Origin of the sequence: Syntrophomonas sp., from assembly GCF_028707975.1 — a bacterium.
In the GTDB taxonomy this organism is placed as follows: domain Bacteria; phylum Bacillota; class Syntrophomonadia; order Syntrophomonadales; family Syntrophomonadaceae; genus Syntrophomonas.
Genome location: NZ_JAQVZX010000047.1, coordinates 1 through 15,786, shown reverse-complemented (window position 1 = coordinate 15,786; position 15,786 = coordinate 1). Strand labels below are relative to the sequence as shown.

The 15,786-nt window shown below is 47.3% G+C and carries 20 protein-coding genes; 14 read left to right on the top strand and 6 right to left on the bottom strand.

From position 1 onward, the window contains the following. Nucleotides 1-56 precede the first annotated feature (56 nt). The 7 genes from PHP87_RS07525 to PHP87_RS07495 all read left to right on the top strand — a co-directional run bounded on the left by PHP87_RS07525 (nucleotide 57) and on the right by PHP87_RS07495 (nucleotide 5,704). Complete coding sequence (locus tag PHP87_RS07525) at nucleotides 57-446, top strand: HepT-like ribonuclease domain-containing protein (protein ID WP_011640038.1); 390 nt, start codon at nucleotides 57-59, stop codon at nucleotides 444-446. 211 nt (nucleotides 447-657) lie between these two features. Further along, complete coding sequence (gene spoIIM, locus PHP87_RS07520; RefSeq protein ID WP_011640039.1) at nucleotides 658-1,269, top strand: stage II sporulation protein M; 612 nt, start codon at nucleotides 658-660, stop codon at nucleotides 1,267-1,269. Between the two features lie 43 nt (nucleotides 1,270-1,312). Then, nucleotides 1,313-1,579 carry a hypothetical protein gene (locus PHP87_RS07515; protein WP_011640040.1) on the top strand — a complete coding sequence of 89 codons (267 nt, stop codon included), beginning with the start codon at nucleotides 1,313-1,315 and terminating at the stop codon, nucleotides 1,577-1,579. A 151-nt stretch (nucleotides 1,580-1,730) separates the two neighbouring features. Further along, nucleotides 1,731-2,621: a site-specific tyrosine recombinase XerD gene (gene xerD / locus PHP87_RS07510; RefSeq protein ID WP_299920070.1), complete on the top strand. Its 891-nt coding sequence runs from the start codon at nucleotides 1,731-1,733 to the stop codon at nucleotides 2,619-2,621. A gap of 58 nt (nucleotides 2,622-2,679) precedes the next feature. Then, nucleotides 2,680-3,858: a phosphopentomutase gene (locus PHP87_RS07505; RefSeq protein ID WP_299920069.1), complete on the top strand. Its 1,179-nt coding sequence runs from the start codon at nucleotides 2,680-2,682 to the stop codon at nucleotides 3,856-3,858. 20 nt (nucleotides 3,859-3,878) lie between these two features. Beyond that, entirely contained in the window at nucleotides 3,879-5,183 is a 1,305-nt protein-coding gene (locus tag PHP87_RS07500; RefSeq protein WP_299920067.1) for a pyrimidine-nucleoside phosphorylase, read from the top strand. Nucleotides 5,184-5,437: 254 nt separating this feature from the next. Next, nucleotides 5,438-5,704: a type II toxin-antitoxin system Phd/YefM family antitoxin gene (locus PHP87_RS07495; RefSeq protein ID WP_299920072.1), complete on the top strand. Its 267-nt coding sequence runs from the start codon at nucleotides 5,438-5,440 to the stop codon at nucleotides 5,702-5,704. A gap of 65 nt (nucleotides 5,705-5,769) precedes the next feature. On the opposite strand, the gene PHP87_RS07490 is transcribed toward PHP87_RS07495, so the two are convergent. Then, the gene (locus PHP87_RS07490) at nucleotides 5,770-6,813 is read right to left on the bottom strand and encodes a BREX system ATP-binding domain-containing protein (RefSeq protein WP_299920066.1); all 1,044 of its coding nucleotides are present in this window, start codon (nucleotides 6,811-6,813) and stop codon (nucleotides 5,770-5,772) included. Then, nucleotides 6,810-7,346 carry a BREX system ATP-binding domain-containing protein gene (locus tag PHP87_RS07485; protein ID WP_299920064.1) on the bottom strand — a complete coding sequence of 179 codons (537 nt, stop codon included), beginning with the start codon at nucleotides 7,344-7,346 and terminating at the stop codon, nucleotides 6,810-6,812. The genes PHP87_RS07490 and PHP87_RS07485 overlap by 4 nt, the downstream gene beginning before the upstream one ends. On the opposite strand from PHP87_RS07485, the gene PHP87_RS07480 reads away from it, so the two are divergent. After that, on the top strand, nucleotides 7,334-8,650 hold the full coding sequence (locus tag PHP87_RS07480) for a helicase-related protein (protein WP_299920062.1): 1,317 nt from the start codon (nucleotides 7,334-7,336) through the stop codon (nucleotides 8,648-8,650). The genes PHP87_RS07485 and PHP87_RS07480 overlap by 13 nt on opposite strands. A 121-nt stretch (nucleotides 8,651-8,771) precedes the next feature. On the opposite strand, the gene PHP87_RS07475 is transcribed toward PHP87_RS07480, so the two are convergent. Continuing rightward, entirely contained in the window at nucleotides 8,772-9,209 is a 438-nt protein-coding gene (locus PHP87_RS07475) for a hypothetical protein (RefSeq protein WP_299920060.1), read from the bottom strand. Nucleotides 9,210-9,237: 28 nt separating this feature from the next. Beyond that, nucleotides 9,238-9,477 carry a hypothetical protein gene (locus PHP87_RS07470; RefSeq protein WP_299920059.1) on the bottom strand — a complete coding sequence of 80 codons (240 nt, stop codon included), beginning with the start codon at nucleotides 9,475-9,477 and terminating at the stop codon, nucleotides 9,238-9,240. 194 nt (nucleotides 9,478-9,671) lie between these two features. Between PHP87_RS07470 and PHP87_RS07465 the strand changes: the two genes are divergently transcribed. The 4 genes from PHP87_RS07465 (at nucleotide 9,672) to PHP87_RS07450 (ending at nucleotide 12,453) form a co-directional block, all read left to right on the top strand. Then, entirely contained in the window at nucleotides 9,672-10,817 is a 1,146-nt protein-coding gene (locus tag PHP87_RS07465; protein WP_299920057.1) for a D-alanyl-D-alanine carboxypeptidase family protein, read from the top strand. Nucleotides 10,818-10,894: 77 nt separating this feature from the next. Continuing rightward, the gene (spoIIAA, locus tag PHP87_RS07460; RefSeq protein WP_299920055.1) at nucleotides 10,895-11,227 is read left to right on the top strand and encodes an anti-sigma F factor antagonist; all 333 of its coding nucleotides are present in this window, start codon (nucleotides 10,895-10,897) and stop codon (nucleotides 11,225-11,227) included. A 33-nt stretch (nucleotides 11,228-11,260) separates the two neighbouring features. Next, nucleotides 11,261-11,707, top strand: a complete 447-nt coding sequence (gene spoIIAB, locus PHP87_RS07455) for an anti-sigma F factor (RefSeq protein WP_299920054.1) — start codon at nucleotides 11,261-11,263, stop codon at nucleotides 11,705-11,707. A 14-nt stretch (nucleotides 11,708-11,721) separates the two neighbouring features. Next, nucleotides 11,722-12,453 carry a SigB/SigF/SigG family RNA polymerase sigma factor gene (locus PHP87_RS07450; protein WP_299920052.1) on the top strand — a complete coding sequence of 244 codons (732 nt, stop codon included), beginning with the start codon at nucleotides 11,722-11,724 and terminating at the stop codon, nucleotides 12,451-12,453. Nucleotides 12,454-12,620: 167 nt separating this feature from the next. Here PHP87_RS07450 and PHP87_RS07445 read toward each other — a convergent pair whose 3' ends face one another. Next, nucleotides 12,621-13,220 carry a DUF4489 domain-containing protein gene (locus PHP87_RS07445; protein WP_299920051.1) on the bottom strand — a complete coding sequence of 200 codons (600 nt, stop codon included), beginning with the start codon at nucleotides 13,218-13,220 and terminating at the stop codon, nucleotides 12,621-12,623. A gap of 230 nt (nucleotides 13,221-13,450) precedes the next feature. On the opposite strand from PHP87_RS07445, the gene PHP87_RS07440 reads away from it, so the two are divergent. Continuing rightward, nucleotides 13,451-14,320: a DNRLRE domain-containing protein gene (locus tag PHP87_RS07440; protein WP_299920049.1), complete on the top strand. Its 870-nt coding sequence runs from the start codon at nucleotides 13,451-13,453 to the stop codon at nucleotides 14,318-14,320. 48 nt (nucleotides 14,321-14,368) lie between these two features. Here PHP87_RS07440 and PHP87_RS07435 read toward each other — a convergent pair whose 3' ends face one another. Continuing rightward, on the bottom strand, nucleotides 14,369-14,554 hold the full coding sequence (locus PHP87_RS07435) for a hypothetical protein (RefSeq protein ID WP_299920047.1): 186 nt from the start codon (nucleotides 14,552-14,554) through the stop codon (nucleotides 14,369-14,371). A gap of 37 nt (nucleotides 14,555-14,591) precedes the next feature. On the opposite strand from PHP87_RS07435, the gene PHP87_RS07430 reads away from it, so the two are divergent. Next, on the top strand, nucleotides 14,592-15,786 hold a 1,195-nt coding region (locus PHP87_RS07430; protein WP_299920045.1), incomplete at its 3' end, for a nucleotide sugar dehydrogenase.

Here is a 15,786-nt window from a genome sequence, read left to right as displayed (position 1 = left end):
GTTAAAAAATAATTCGGCCATGCAATCTGTAATAGAACAGGAGGGAATTGTTTTATATGACCGGCAAAGATAGGATTATATTGCAAAAGATAAGTACTTATATAGATGATGTAATACAATATATTGACGGTTTTTCTTTCGAAAACTTTATGGCAGATAAAAAAACTATTTCCGCCAGTGCTTTTTCAGTTTCCCAAATTGGTGAACTGGCGAAAGAAATTAGCAGGGATACACAGGAGAAGCATGACCATATACCCTGGAAAAGCATTCGTGGTATGAGAAACAAAATTGTTCATGATTATGAAAACATTGATTTAGCAGTGCTTTGGGGAACCATTACCAAAAGTTTACCGGAGCTTGCCAGGCAAATTAATGCTGTCTTATATCAAGAAATTGAAGAAATCAATATTTTGGATGATGAAGAAGCGACGAAATCTGAGAGGTAGTTTCTGAAGCGATTTCGTTCTTCTTTTTGTCAGATATCACTCCAAGGTTGTCCATCTTGTTATAACCTGGAATAATTTCCAGGTCTTTTTCTTTTCTGCATAAAGTGAAGTAAAAATAAATATCTTTTTCTAAAGGCCGGTGAAAAATCCGCTGCCAAAAGCTATGAGCTCAAAAAATAGGGGCCCTTAAAACCGGCAAAAGGAGACGGCTATGTATTTGAAACAGCGGATAAAACAACATATCAGGGATAATCGCTGGCAGTATTTGCTCATATTACTTATTTTTTTAAGCGGTATTATTGTGGGAAGCTACAAAGTATCCAGCCTGGAAGGGGGAGTAAGAAGTCATCTCTTGCAGATGATAGATAACTATTTGAAAGGGGGCATGGAGGGGAATCTTGATGGAGCCAGCATCTTTTTCAGCGCCTTTCTTCATCAGAGCAAGACTATTCTGGCGATATGGTTTCTTGGTCTTACGGTAATCGGCTTTCCCTTGATTCTGGCGGTAATATTCTTACGGGGCATTTCCCTGGGATTCACCTTAAATTTTTTATTCCAGGAGAAGGCCGGTGCCGGTATTATTCTGAGTTTTATTGCGGTTCTTCCCCAGAACATCGTCTATATACCTTTTCTTTTAATATGGGCGGTAGTGGCAGTTAATGTTTCGCTATATATACTAAAAGGCAGAAACAACAGTTACTTGCCCCTGGGAACAGCTTTGATAGCTTATAGTTTATTGATGCTGCTTTTCATCCTGGTATTTTTACTCGGGGCCTTTATCGAAGCTTATCTATCACCCTGGTTGCTGCAGCTCCTGGTCTGAAGAAAAAGCGGACCTTAATAATATTCTCTGGAGGTGAAAATCTGTGATTGTTGTTATAAATAATTGGAAAAAAAAGATGCTTAGCTTCTTGATTTTGCTCGTTTTTATCCTCGCCTTTGCTCTGGCCGTTCCGACCATGACCGGGATATTGCATAAACAGGTTCCGGCTTTGGGCAACTGGTTTAAGGAAGAGCACCCCAGCGGCAACCCCATGCGGGTAGAGAACAACCAACAAAGTACAAAATTTGAAGAGGTAATGGATCACTTTGTTTTCAAATTGCAAAACTTTTATTATGAGGAGAAGGAGTGAAAGCAGGAAAACTGAGCGAGTATGTCAAAAACAAATGATATTAGAAACCCCCATGGCCAGGGGCCACACCACTGAGGAAAATAGTGGTATTATAGGTAATTACTATAGACTTAAGGAGTTTATTTTCTTACTAAAAACTAGGAGCAAGCTTATGGATAATTCAATAGGTGATTTCATTGATTACCTTAATTTTGAAAAGGGCCTGGCGGCCAATTCCCGTATTGCCTATAAGCGGGATCTGTTGAAATTCCAACAGTTTTTGCAAGAAAATTCCCGGGCGCTCAGCCCGCAGAACATAAGCAAGCATGATATCATGGCTTTCCTTTCCTGGCAGTTGGATCAGGGAGCAGCTCCTTCCAGCATTGCCCGCAGCCTTTCCAGTATCAAGAGCTATTATAAGTTCCTGATACTGGAAGGGGAGCTGGAGAAAAACCCTAGCAGCGATTTGGAGACTCCCAAAATTAAACGCAAGCTGCCCCAGGTTTTGTCTATCGAAGAAGTAGACAAGCTAATGGAACAGCCCAACCCGGTTGTGCCATTGGGAATCAGGGATAGGGCCATGCTGGAGTTGATGTATGGAACCGGGATAAGGGTTTCGGAGCTCCTGTCTCTACAGGTGGAAGACCTCAACCCTACGGCCGGTTTTTTGCGTTGTATGGGCAAAGGCCGCAAAGAGAGGATTATACCCGTAAACCAGACTTCCATCGATTGGGTTCAACGTTATCTGGCCCGAGTTCGTAATTCGCTGGTAAAAAATCCTCTGGAAAGAACGCTTTTCTTAAATGCCCGGGGCCGGCCCTTGAGCCGGCAAGGCTTTTTTAAAATATTGGGGAATTATGTGGGGAAAGCTGAACTGGAAAAGGAAGTAACTCCCCATACTTTGAGACATTCTTTTGCCACTCATTTGTTGGAAAATGGAGCTGATCTCAGAGCGGTTCAGGAAATGCTGGGCCATGCCGATATTTCTACCACCCAGATATACACCCACTTGACGAAAAGCAGGCTGCGTGAGGTCTACCAGCAGTATCATCCCCGAGCCTAGTCGGCCTGCATGAGGTTCCAGACCTACGGGGAATCTGAACTACAGGAGGTAAACAGCTTTGACCAGGAGAGCTATATTAATAGTTTTAGATAGTGCCGGCATTGGGGAAATGGAAGATAGCAGTCTATATGGGGATCAGGGCAGTAATACCATCGTCAATACGGCCCGGGCGGTGGGAGGGCTGGAACTTCCCTGCCTGCAGAGCCTGGGTTTGGGCAACTTGGATGAAATACCCGGGGTGAAGCCTGTCCAGCAAGCTCTTGGCGCCTATGGCAAAATGAAGGAAAAATCTCCGGGTAAGGATAGTACCACCGGTCATTGGGAGATGATGGGGCAGGTCTTAAAATACCCCTTTCCCACCTATCCCCATGCCTTTCCCCCTGATTTGATTGAGGGATTTGAAAGAAAAATACAGAGGAAGACCCTGGGCAATGTAGTGGCCTCTGGAACCGAGATAATAGAGCGCCTGGGGCCGGAACACCTCAAGACGGCTTGCCCTATCGTTTATACCTCAGCCGACAGCGTTTTTCAGGTGGCTGCGCATGAGGAGGTTATACCGCTGGCTGAGCTTTATGCCATCTGTCAAACGGCCCGGGAGATGCTGGCTGGAGAAAACGCGGTAGGCCGGGTCATTGCCCGCCCCTTTATCGGTTATTCCGGAGCCTTTCAACGTACCCCCAATCGCCATGATTTTTCTCTGGCTCCGGAACGCAGCATACTGGACGCGATAATAGAAGCGGGACAGCAGGTTATGGCTATTGGCAAGATTTACGACCTTTTTGCCGGCCGGGGAGTGAGTGAAAGCCGTCCCAGCCAAAGCAACCGTCAGGGAATAGAGCTTATAATCGCGGCGATAAAAGAAGAATCGTCAGGCCTGATATTTGCCAATCTGCTGGATTTTGACCAGGTATTTGGGCACCGTAACGATGTTGAAGGCTACGCGCGGGCCCTGGAGGAATTTGACGCTGAACTGGCCAATATTATGTCTGCCCTGAAGCCGGGTGATCTCCTCTTTATTAGCGCCGACCATGGCTGTGACCCCACTACCCCCAGCACCGACCATTCCCGGGAGATGGTGCCGGTTCTGGTTTATGGCTCAGACTGCAGACCCGGAGTTGACCTGGGCATCAGGGAAAGTTTTGCCGATTTGGGACGGAGCATAGCGGAGCATTTAGGGGTGGAGGCTTCCGGGCTGGCCGGAAAGAGCTTCTACCCTTTGATAAGGGGTTTAGTCTAATAAGGAGTGGCTGTTTAAAAATGAAGATGCAATACATTATCGAAAGAAAGCGCGATGGCAAGGAGTTGAGCCGGGATGAAATAGAATTTCTGGTCAGGGGTATTGCTGACGGTACTATTCCCGACTACCAAATCTCTGCCTGGGCTATGGCAGTATATTTTCAAGGTATGAAGCAGCGGGAGACCCGGGATTTAGCTCTGGCCATGGCTTATTCTGGTGAAGTAATGGATTTGTCCCCGGTGGAAGGCGTCAAAGTGGACAAGCACAGCACCGGCGGGGTGGGGGACAAAACCACCCTGGTAGTTATCCCGCTGGTGGCGGCAGCCGGCGTACCCGTGGCCAAAATGTCCGGACGGGGCCTGGGTCATACCGGGGGAACCATTGATAAATTTGCTTCCATTCCGGGATTCAAGGTCGAACAGGATTACCAGTCTTTCGTTAATCAGGTCAAAGAGTTCAAGGCGGCGGTGGTTTCGCAGAGCGACAACCTGGTGCCGGCGGACAAAAGACTTTACGCTATCCGCGATGTGACGGCAACCATAGATAGCATACCCTTGATAGCCTCCAGCGTAATGAGCAAAAAAATCGCTTCGGGGGCAGAGGGAATAGTACTGGATGTTAAAGTGGGCCGCGGGGCCTTTATGAAAAGTTACGAGAAAGCTCATCACTTGGCCCAGGCTATGATTGATATTGGGCGGGGAGCAGGCCGCCAGGTAGTGGCTCTGCTCAGCAATATGGATCAACCCCTGGGAAATGCGGTGGGGAATGCCCTGGAGGTAAAAGAAGCCATGGACACCCTGAAAGGCCAGGGACCTTCCGATCTGGAGCAGTTGTCCCTGGAATTGGCCGCCCAGATGATAGTACTGGGGGAAAAGGCCGCCAGTATTGAGGAAGCGCGGGATTTAGCCCGGGCTTCTTTGAAGAGCGGCCTGGGCTGGGGCAGGTGGCAGCGAATAGTAGCGGCCCAGGGAGGAAAACTGGACTATTCCCGGCCCAGCTACGGGCTCCCGGAAGCTGCGATTAAGGAGAAGATTACGGCAGGAAAGCGAGCTTATGTAGAGCGTCTGGATGCCCTGGAAGTAGGGCAGGCCGCCATGCTGCTGGGGGCGGGTAGAGAACGACTGGGAGATACAATTGATCACGCCGTGGGTATTGAATTATTTAAAAAACAGGGAGATTTAGTAGAAGCCGGGGATACTCTGGCGCTAATCCATGCCAATGACCCTGTTCGTTTGGAAACCGCTCGGAGAGTCCTCTTGGATGCTTACCACTTTTCTGATAAAGCAGCGGAAAAGAAGCCTCTGATTATTGAAACCATTAGCTGATAGGAAAATGAGGCGTTACAGGTAGGGTGTAAGGGGTTAATATAGCAGTTGTATCTCACTGTTCAAGCACAATAGGATTCGCTTTTATCTGTGGTTGTACCTGGTATTTAGCATTTATGTTTTTGGATAACTCGTTAAAGTATATCATGCTATAATTAAGATATAATTATGATAATATCTTGAGAAGGAAGTAATAAGTCTGGAAGAAGGATTTTCATGGTAAATGGGAGTTAGCGAAAGGAATGGTTATAATCATGATTCAAATCAGACCCGTTTCAGATTTGAGAAACAAGTTTCCAGAGATTGAAAATATTGTTGTTAAAGAAGGACAACCAGTATATTTAACTAAAAATGGTTATGGGTCTATGGTTGTGTTAAGTCTGGAAAAATATGCGGAGTTAACCGGTGATATAGAATTTAAACTTGATGAAGCTGATAAAGAGGCAGATTTAACCGGTATAAGATATACCCACGATGAAGTCTTTTCCAGGGTTAGGGCAAGAATTGATGCTGGACGGTAAATATTTGCTGAGATATATTCCCCGGTATGAACAAGACCTGAAGGAAATTGTAGATTATATTGTTCTTAAACTGCATAATCCCGATAGCGCAATGAATCTGATAAATAAAATTGAAAATGCAGTAATGGAAAGATTGAATTGCCCGTTATCCTTTGAGCCGTTCCAGTCAAATAGACATCAACCGGTGCGGTCTTGATAGAGTTGAGAGCCTTCTCCACCGGTTCACGTTCACTGCGCTCGACATAGACGCTGTTCAGGTTTTCATACTCATGCCGGCCTTCGATTACATCTTCTATAAAAGAAGCGGTCAGGGCAAAGATGCTGAAAGTCGATTCCAGGTGCGAATGCTGTTCCGGGAAGAGGAAAGAAGCCATATTTCTATAGGCTTTGAGCCGGGCTTTTTTACCTAGGCGTCCCACCAGCTCGCCTTCATCAAAAAGAATCACCCAGCCGTTGAAGCCCAGCAGCTTGAAGAGGTGGCTTAACATAGCGAAGTAATCCATGCTGTGCCTGGTCTTGGTAAAAGGAACCGCAAAGCGAGCTGCCTGGCCGAAGATGCGCTTGTAAACCTGGCGGAGGCGTGAAGTGCTGATGAAGTCACCCTCCAGGTCGGCCAGCAGCAAGTATTTGTCGTCCGGGTCATCCACATGGAGATAGGAACGGAATATGAAGAACAACTTGTCTGTCTCCAGGTGTTTGCTGGTAAAAGATAGTATATCCTGGGCTGCCTGGCTGTTGGGGGTCAGATCCTGCAGCAGCTGTTCAAACCCGGGCTGCAGTCTGCCGGGCAGGTAGGTATTGGAGACTAATTTTTGGTAGACCAGGTAGAGCTTATCAAAAGGAGTCTCTTTGCTCAATGAAAGCAGGCTAACTACCATGTTGTTGTTGTGGGCCAGGTTGAAAACGGTGTTCAGGAGATGGGTTTTGCCTTCGCCGTAACGCCCGGTTATGACCATACCGCTGGAATCCCCGCTCTCCACGACCCGATCCAATTTGCTGGAAAGCTGCCGCATCAATTCCGGCCGGGCCGAGGAAAAATAATGACCTACCGCCCGGGAAGATACCCCCGAACGCAAGGCTTCAATTACCCTCTGGGCTTCAAAATTCATTGCTGCTCCACTCCTCCCTGTAAAGTAGACAGGATTACCCGCCGGGGAAGAGATACCTTGCCAAAGCGGGCCCGAGCGTATAATTCTTCGGCAGTGCTCAGGCTTAGCGGCCTGGCCCCTTCATCATAGCGGTTTATCAACTTGGCCAGGCGGGTAGACATCTCCACGATTTTGTCGGGTGTATAGATTTCGTCGACCAGGCGATCCAGGTCTACGATATCAGCAAAACGGTTAAAACGCTCGCCTTCAATCTCATTTTGAATCCGCATCCACAGGGCAGGATAGGATTTCAGGCCCCATCTATCATCATCCATCAAGCGCCGGTCGAATGAAAAAACAAACATGACGCATTTCAAGGTGTCGATTTCATCGATCAACTCTCTAATACTCTCATAGGCGTCCTCGCGCTTCATGCGAGTGTAGCGAAGTTCCAGCATATCATCCTTTCTCACCAGAATATCCAGCTCATCGATAGAGATTATCAGCCCTTTGTAACCCGCCAGGCGACAGATTTCCACCAGTGAACGCAGCATATGGCGGGCATTGTATTTGGTCACTTTGCTCGGAGACAGGCCCAGACGGCCTGGCCCGGCACCTGCTGGAAGATTACCAGCGGGGGGCGGCCGTAATGCTCATTGCCGATGAATGTCATCATTACAGTAGCCCCGAGAATTCGCGAATTTTTGATTTTATTAGCCATATCTCCCCGGGGTCATCCTCCCGCTATTATGCTTTGGGCTTGTCCGCTACCCCGCAAACCCCGGGCTTTGATGAAAAACTGGTTCCCGCCCTGGGCGTGCAGATATACAAATATGGTTTTGCCGAGGCGTTGAATGCCAACATTATCAGTTCCTTCTCCATTTTCAACTTGAAATTGAGATTCACCCCGGACGAAGAACAGGAATACCTGGAAATGAGCGAACAGCTTTCCCGGGTGCTGGATGCACTGATGCGTCGCTGCCCTTACCTTAACGGCTTGTCCAGCCAGCGCTTCTTTGCCTGTCTGGAGGAAATGGCCCGGGAAGCGGATGGTTCTGCGCTTTCCGGCTTGTCACGCGCGGTTCTCACCCTGGCTCACCAGAGGAAGGATGTAGTTTACAAAGCCAGAGCGCGGATCAGCTGTGTGCAAAACCTGCTGCAGAGGATTCCCGCATCAGCAAAGGTTATTATATTCAATGAGAGGATAGAAATGGCGGAAGCCATCTATGCCCGCCTGCAGCGCTTGTATCCTGGGCAGGTGGGACGCTATCATTCGGAAATGGATGAGCGGAGCAAAAAGCATGTTCTGCGCCGGTACAGCTACTCCGAAATACGCATCCTGGTGACCTGCCGGGCGTTGGATGAAGGCCTGAATGTACCGGCCACTAATGTAGGTATAATTGCTTGTTCCACCAGCAGTTCCCGGCAGCGTATACAAAGGCTGGGGCGAATATTGCGCCGGTCGGGCGAAAACAGCCACGCCTGCCTCTATTATCTCTACATAGGCTCTTCCAATGAGGAGCAGGAATTAATGGTGGATATATCCCAGGAATTGGTGGGTCTGATCCCGGTATTGGACTTGGAATATGACCATGAGAGCCAGAGCTTCCTTCATCCCAGCTACCAGCCGTTGGCCGAGCGGGTCCTGGCCTATGCTCGGCGGAAAGCCTGGGATGCGGAAATCATCGGCGAGTTGGAAAGAAACCTGGAACGGGGAAAGCTGGGTTGTGAATGGTGGCTCTCCCAGCAGGAATGCCTGCAGCGAATCCAAACCGCCCGTTCCCGCGCCGATCGCAATTACTGGATAAGCATGCGGCTCCTGGCTCAGGCCAGCCGCCAGGGCCTGCCGGACGGCTAGCAGACAAATAAGTAACTGCGGCTTGACCTATACCCGATTTGTCAGACACAGCAACTGCATGAAGAGCGAAATCAAGAAGAAATCAAAGCACCAATGAGTCAGAGAACCGTCCCCTGACTCATTAATCCAGCAGGGCGATAAGCTGTTCAAAACCCTCTACATCCCCTTGCTCCGCCGGAAGCGGCCGTTTGAATACCAGAGTGTCGCGTTTGCGGTTGTCTTTCATGGTTTTGAAGGTTATGGTGGCTTGAGATAGAACCAGCTTTTCTTGAGATTTGTCGGCAAAGGTATAACTGCGGTCGATTTTAGATATATCATCCAGCTTGAAGCTATAGATATCCATTTTCCCATCTTCAGCAATTTGCATCCAGACAAGAACCTTCTCCATCAGGAAAACATTTTCCTCCATAAAATGCTTACCCGCCCATTGATTGCCGCCCCGGTAATACTTGTACCAGGCTCTAAGCTCTCCGCCGCGCTGCAAGCGCCCCTGCAAATGGGGAAAGGTAAGCTCATTCTTATAGATTTGCTCTGCGATTGATTGCCAATTTTCTATCATTTAAACCTCCGGAGTATAATTTATAGCATTATGCCACTAGATTAACCACCTGGCCCACCTTGGAGTTAATGGTTTTACTTAATGCTGCCACATCTTTGGTATTGAACAGTTTGCTTATCTCCTCACCATGGACTTTTAGCAAGTGATCCTGCATCTTACTAATGAAAGCCACTGACTGACTGGCTTGTTCCTGCGACTTGATGAGCATTACCAGTCCGGCAGCAGTTGACATGGTACCGGGCATAAGACCAGTAATACCTATATACATAACGGACCCCTCCTTTTATTGGGAATCGGAATGGCGGATAAATAAGTCTTGTTTGCCACCATAATAACATATCCAGCTTGTAGAAAAAAGTAAAATGAGGGAAGCTCCTGTATCCATACAATTTGCTGGAATAATAGCCTGTATCCCTAAATATAATCTACTAATGATTATTACAGGGGAGGTGCGTTAGAATCATGTGTTTTAGAAGGAGCATCGCCTGGCTTGTCTTATGGGTCCTGGTTTTCATCATAGCTGCTCCGAGCAGGCTGGAGGCCGAGGTGGTGGAAGCGAGAGCAGAATCCTATATTCTAATGGATGCTGATTCCGGCAAAGTACTGCTGGCCAAGAATGAGCATAAACAATTAGCTCCTGCTAGTATGACCAAGCTGATGACTTTGATTTTGGCGGTGGAATCCTTGGAGGAAGGGAAAGCAACCCTGAAGGACAAAGTCGTGACCAGTGAGAATGCCTGGAAGATGGGGGGCTCCCAGATTTATTTGGAGCCGGGAGAACCGATGAGCTACGAGGATATGCTCATAGCTATAGCCGTTGGTTCAGCCAATGATGCCTGTGTAGCCGTGGCTGAACACCTGGAAGGCACGCACCAGAACTTTGTGGACAAAATGAACAATAAAGCTAAAATGTTGGGTTTGAAGAATACCCACTTTATCAATTCTTATGGTCTTACTGCTCCCAAACACTATACCAGTGCTTATGATATGGCGGTTATTGGCCGTCAGGCTCTGGCCCACCCCAGGATTTTAGAATACAGTTCTATCAAAGAGTATGACCTCAGGCAGGGAGAATTCAAGCTATTTAACACCAACAAACTGCTCTGGTGGTACCAGGGAGCGGATGGCTTTAAAACCGGATGGACCGATGAGGCCAAATATTGCCTGGTAGGAACCGCCAAAAGAGATGGCTTGCGATTAATTTCCGTGGTCATGGCCTCCCCGGAAAAACATGGAAATTTCCGGGATTCAATGCAGCTTTTAAATTACGGTTTTGCCCGTTATTCCTTTAAGAGTCTGATTGGCCAGGGCAAAAGCTGTGGAACTGTAAAAATAGGCAAAGGTATTGAGGAGCAAGTGGAAGTAATAGCGGAAGAAGAAGTGGGCTGCACGGTAATCAAAGGAGAAGAAAAGAAGATAAGCCGTAAAACCTCATTGCTTTCCTATGTTGATGCTCCGGTAAGTAAGGGGCAGAAGTTGGGCGAAATATCACTCTACAAAAACGGAGATTTGCTTAAAGAGATAAACCTGGTGGCAGCAAGTGATGTCGGTCGCGGAGGATTGCTTAAGGAAATCGGGAAAATATTTGCCGAAATCTATCTATTATAAATGGAATTTTGTGGAAGGTATTCATCCCCTCCTTGTAGAAGCTTATTTTAGTAGTCCTGCAGGGAGGGGTTTTTGGCGTGGAAATAGATTTAAAACTGATAAGAAACACCCTGGTGGTGAAAATCCAGGGTGAGTTAGACCTGTTAGTGGCAGAAAAACTCCGGCGCGAGATTGATAGCAAAATTCAAAGCCAGCAGATTAAAAATTTGGTTTTGAACCTGGAGAAAGTAAGCTTTATAGATAGTTCCGGTCTGGGTGTAATTATAGGTAGATATAAGCGGATGAATGCAAAAAACGGGCATATGTACATTGTTGGAGCCAGCCCGGCGGTAGAAAAAATCCTGTTTTTTTCCGGAATTAACAAACTAGTTCCCTTGTATCGGAGTGAACAGGATATAATCAATATTTAAGGGGGTGAGAACCAGCCCTGGGCTGGAATCATTATGAATGTAAAGAATTATGTGCGCTTCGAATTTAAAAGCTTGGCGGAGAATGTATCATTTGCCCGTTCCTGCGTAGCAGCTTTTGCATCACAATTAGATTGTACCCTGGAAGACATTGAAGAAATCAAGGTGGTAGTCTCGGAAGCGGTATCCAACAGCATTATTCATGCTTATGAAAACAGGTGCAATGAGAAGATAATGGTTATGGTTAGTATTATGGATGATCGCAGCCTGGAAATAGTGGTTGAGGATCATGGTAAAGGTATCGAAGATATTGAAAAGGCATTAGAACCGGCATTTTCCAGCGACAGCTCCCGGACGGGACTGGGCTTTACCTTTATGAAATCTTTTATGGACGAAATGGAAGTCTTCAGCCAGCCCGGCGAAGGCACTACTGTCCGGCTAAAACGCCGATTTAAGGAAAATGAACAGAAAGCCTATGCGTAAAGGGGGGCTTGGCTATGTCCTCAAGTGGATCTTACCAGAATAATGAAGCCCTTCTCCGCCTGGCACAAGAGGGTGACCAGGATGCCAAAGCTCAGCTTTATGAAGCCAATGTCGGCTTAATATATATGGTCTTGGAACGCTTTAAAAATACCTCTTACGATCACGAGGATCTTTTCCAGGTAGGAGCCATGGGCTTATTGAAAGCTATTGAGCGCTTTGATTTCAGCTTTGATGTGCGCTTTTCTACCTATGCAGTACCTATGATAATCGGAGAGATAAAAAAATTTTTACGCGATGATGGGATGGTAAAAGTACAAAGGGGAATCAAAGAGCTTTATGCTCGGGTTCGTTGGGCTCAGGACAAGCTGCGTGGGGACTTGGGACGGGAACCGGGAGTAAATGAGATAGCCAGCCTGTTGGAACTGGAAAAAGAGGATATTGTGGTGGCGATGGAGGCCTGTCAGGCTCCAGCCTATATCCATGATGTGGTGCCCAGTGAGGAAAAGGAGCAGCTTTCCCTGCTGGATAAATTAGTTCATGAGGAGGGTAATGTGGCTATCTTGGAGAAACTGGCTTTGCGGGAAGCCCTGGCCAAACTGGATGAACGGGAAAGGGTGGTTATTATCCGCCGCTTTTTTCAAGATGAAACCCAAACCGTTATTGCTGAAGACCTGGGAGTGTCCCAGGTGCAAATCTCCCGCATAGAAAAGAGCGCCATCCTCAAACTCCGTAGCCTCCTACAATAAAAGAGTCAGGGGACGGTTCTTTGACTCAATTAGGGTTATTGGTAAAAATGAGTTAATTTGAAACGATTAATTCGGTGCAAACAGCTATAAATGGCTTATTGCAAAATTGCCGGAGCAAAGCTCCGGCAATTGCTATTGCAACAGCAACAGGACTGCCCGGTCTTTAACTAGTCACCCCAGGCCAGAGGCCCTACCGCCAGGGCGTTAAACATGGGATTGGAAACATTGGCAAAATCAACACCACTGGTTTCAGCGTTAATCACTTCAACCATATAAGTGCAGCAGCCGGGGCAAGCATGACAATCGCAGAAGGTAAAAGCGAAGGCATCTACGGTCTCAACGGTGAGGCCAAAGCCGTTGGCTCTGAGCTCCGCTTCGTTGCTTTCCACCGCCGGACGGCTATTTCCAAACCAGCCAAACTCCACATTTCTTTCAAAGTTCCAGCTTCCCAGCACGGCTTTGGCTCCCCCGCAAACCCTGGATAATTGAAAGGTCAAGCGCAAGTCACAAAGCCAGTAATCATTTAGCTCTTTATAAGTTACTATACTGGAGAAATCCAATTTCACACTGGGATTGCTGAGACTGCTGGTATCAATAGATAGACTGGCAACAACATAAGGGTTGATCAATTGGGAACGGGATTCCCTGTGGGAAGGGAGTATAACCCCGCTTCCGGTTCCACAGCTCAAAATGGTCTGGTTGAGTCTGGGGGGATAAGGGGGACAAGGGGGGCAACATCCCGGGTTTTCCAACTTATAATTGCTCATAAACATTACCTCCTGTAAAAATATTTAATGACTGAATAATGCAAAACACTATGCTTTGTATCTGCCTTATATTATTCAGCCGGGTTCAGAGGTGTTACAAAATGGAATTACAAATATTTAATCCCTGTATTACAAACATATAGTAAAGAGCTTGTAAAGCTTAGACTTAGTAACACTTCAACAAAAAAGACATATTTTGTAATAGAGACCAATAGAGGAGGAATGTCCCGGTGGCAACGATTACTTTATTACCTTTTCATGATGCTTATATATCGGAGTGGTATGCCCAGGACAACTTTGCCGGCGAGACCTGTTTAAACCTCAGCCAGTTCCGGCAAGCAGGCGATGTTTACCGGTCTTTGCTAAAGTTTAGATTGGAGGCTATTCCTAACGGCTGTACCATTGAAAAGGCGGAATTGGAACTAACTATGTATCGGAATGAGGTTAAGGATGGTATCGATATTACCGTACAGCGTTTACTCAGTCGTTGGCATGAAAAATCCGTCAACTGGGATGCACAGCCCTTATATTCGCCCGAGATTGCGAGCAGAATCCGGGTTGGCGCCGACACCCCGATGGGAACACTGAGGATAGAGTTAAGCAGTCTGGTTAAAGGCTGGCATGATGGTTCCATTAGCAACAACGGCTTGTTGCTAAAAGGGAATGAAGCGGGGAATAACCTGGTAGCCTTTTATAACAGTAAACATATTAATGGAGACGATTGGCCCAAACTGCATATTAGCTTTGTTGATGGAGTCTTGAATGCCTTTGAAAAAGAAGAAATTATTATTCCCTCTTATCCCGAGGTACCGGTGGCAACATCTGCTCCTATAGCTCTGGGGCCAAGGGCACTGGCCACCTTTTTAATCGCCAATTGTTCTGATTCCTGCAAGCTTAGGGCCAGGATACAAGTGGGATACGGTAAATGCCATTGTTCCACCTATTATGATGTGGGCGAGCAGGTGTCTTTGAAGGCCCAGGGTTATCCTGGGGAGGCGGTAGCCCTTAGCAGCTGGGAAGCAGCGGAATTTGCCCGGGTATTGCTGATCGGAGCAGGGGGGGAAAAAGCAAGTATTTATGCCCGGAGCAAAGAATTATAACGAGGCGTATACGTCCCCCGCATTTTTAAGTGGCCGGGTTCTTATTATCTAAACTCCCATGGCCGCTACCACAATAGCGACCGCAGGGAGCATCAGGCCTACCCGACAGGGTGAAGGGTGCAGGGTGAGGCCACAACCACCGATGAAAAGTGAGTTAGTAGGCGCTTGAATAGAATGATGTAAATGCCTTAAAGCATTAAGATGAGGCAGCAGGTGATAGTTTAGAAAATTCATTGCGTTTTCTGCCTTTGGCGAAAGGATTGGTATAAAAATGAGCAAAGTGCCCCTTTTATACCCCGACCGAAATATCTGCATAATGGGACTGGGCTATGTGGGCCTTACCCTGGCTACCGTGATGGTGGAATGCGGTTTTCAGGTACTGGGGGTGGAAATTAGAAAAGATATCGTGGCCAGGTTGCAAAAAGGTGAAGCTCATTTCTATGAACCCGGCTTGTCAGCCCGCTTAAAAAATGTGATAAAGACAGGCAGGCTGCAAGTCAGTGCGAGCATAGCGGACAGCTTTGCTGGAAGTGTTTTCATAATAACTGTAGGTACTCCCCTGGACGGAAAGGGTAAAGTCCGGCTTGACATGGTGGAAAATGTCTGCCGGGAAGTGGCGGCACATCTAAAAGATAATGACCTGGTTATTATGCGCTCCACCGTAAAATTGGAGACCACCCGTAAAATTGTCCGGGCTATCCTGGAGAAGACCGGGGTTAATTTTGATCTGGCTTTCTGTCCGGAACGGAGCCTGGAAGGGAAAGCTTTGCAAGAACTTCGCTCTTTGCCCCAAATCGTTGGTGGCCTTACTCCCGAAGCTGCTATCAGAGCTGCTCATTTATTCCTCTTTATCACCCCTACAGTAATAAAGGTAAGTGATATGGAGACGGCTGAGATGATCAAGCTGATTGATAATGCCCAGCGAGATGTTTTTTTTGCCTATGCCAACGAAGTAGCTCGCTTATGTGACGCCATAGGGGTTAGCGCGGCTGAGGTGATTCAAGCGGGAAACCTGGCTTATCCCCGTAGCCGCTTGCCCCAGCCTGGACCGGTAGGCGGTCCCTGCCTGGAAAAAGACCCCCATATCCTGGCTGAGAAAATATTGGAACTGGGGCTGCGGCCGGAAATTACCCTGGCCGCTAGAAAAATTAATGAAGAGCAGCCAGAAGAAGTGATATCTTACCTGCAAAGTGTCTGTTCTGGCTTAGCCTCTTTTCCTGGATGCCCGCAGATTTCCTTGCTTGGTCTGGCCTTCAAGGGGCAGCCACCAACGGATGATCTTCGCGGCAGCATGGCCAGACCGGTTCTAAAATCCTTGCAAAAGCACTTTCCATATGCCCATTTTCGGGGATTTGATCCGGTAGTCAGGGCTGAGGAGATAGAGGCTTTTGGCTTAATTCCTTGCCTTAGCCTGGAAGATGCTATAAGAGGAGCAAATTTAATTCTTATCTTAAATAACCACTCAT

Coding starts and splice junctions, on each gene's coding strand:
- PHP87_RS07465 (WP_299920057.1), top strand. CDS start 9,672: ATGTGTTTTAGAAGGAGCATCGCCTGGCTTGTCTTATGGGTCCTGGTT.
- PHP87_RS07525 (WP_011640038.1), top strand. CDS start 57: ATGACCGGCAAAGATAGGATTATATTGCAAAAGATAAGTACTTATATA.
- PHP87_RS07435 (WP_299920047.1), bottom strand. CDS start 14,554: ATGAATTTTCTAAACTATCACCTGCTGCCTCATCTTAATGCTTTAAGG.
- xerD (WP_299920070.1), top strand. CDS start 1,731: ATGGATAATTCAATAGGTGATTTCATTGATTACCTTAATTTTGAAAAG.
- spoIIAB (WP_299920054.1), top strand. CDS start 11,261: ATGAATGTAAAGAATTATGTGCGCTTCGAATTTAAAAGCTTGGCGGAG.
- PHP87_RS07470 (WP_299920059.1), bottom strand. CDS start 9,477: ATGTATATAGGTATTACTGGTCTTATGCCCGGTACCATGTCAACTGCT.
- PHP87_RS07495 (WP_299920072.1), top strand. CDS start 5,438: ATGATTCAAATCAGACCCGTTTCAGATTTGAGAAACAAGTTTCCAGAG.
- PHP87_RS07490 (WP_299920066.1), bottom strand. CDS start 6,813: ATGAATTTTGAAGCCCAGAGGGTAATTGAAGCCTTGCGTTCGGGGGTA.
- spoIIM (WP_011640039.1), top strand. CDS start 658: ATGTATTTGAAACAGCGGATAAAACAACATATCAGGGATAATCGCTGG.
- PHP87_RS07485 (WP_299920064.1), bottom strand. CDS start 7,346: ATGCTGCGTTCACTGGTGGAAATCTGTCGCCTGGCGGGTTACAAAGGG.
- PHP87_RS07450 (WP_299920052.1), top strand. CDS start 11,722: ATGTCCTCAAGTGGATCTTACCAGAATAATGAAGCCCTTCTCCGCCTG.
- PHP87_RS07475 (WP_299920060.1), bottom strand. CDS start 9,209: ATGATAGAAAATTGGCAATCAATCGCAGAGCAAATCTATAAGAATGAG.
- PHP87_RS07445 (WP_299920051.1), bottom strand. CDS start 13,220: ATGAGCAATTATAAGTTGGAAAACCCGGGATGTTGCCCCCCTTGTCCC.
- PHP87_RS07500 (WP_299920067.1), top strand. CDS start 3,879: ATGAAGATGCAATACATTATCGAAAGAAAGCGCGATGGCAAGGAGTTG.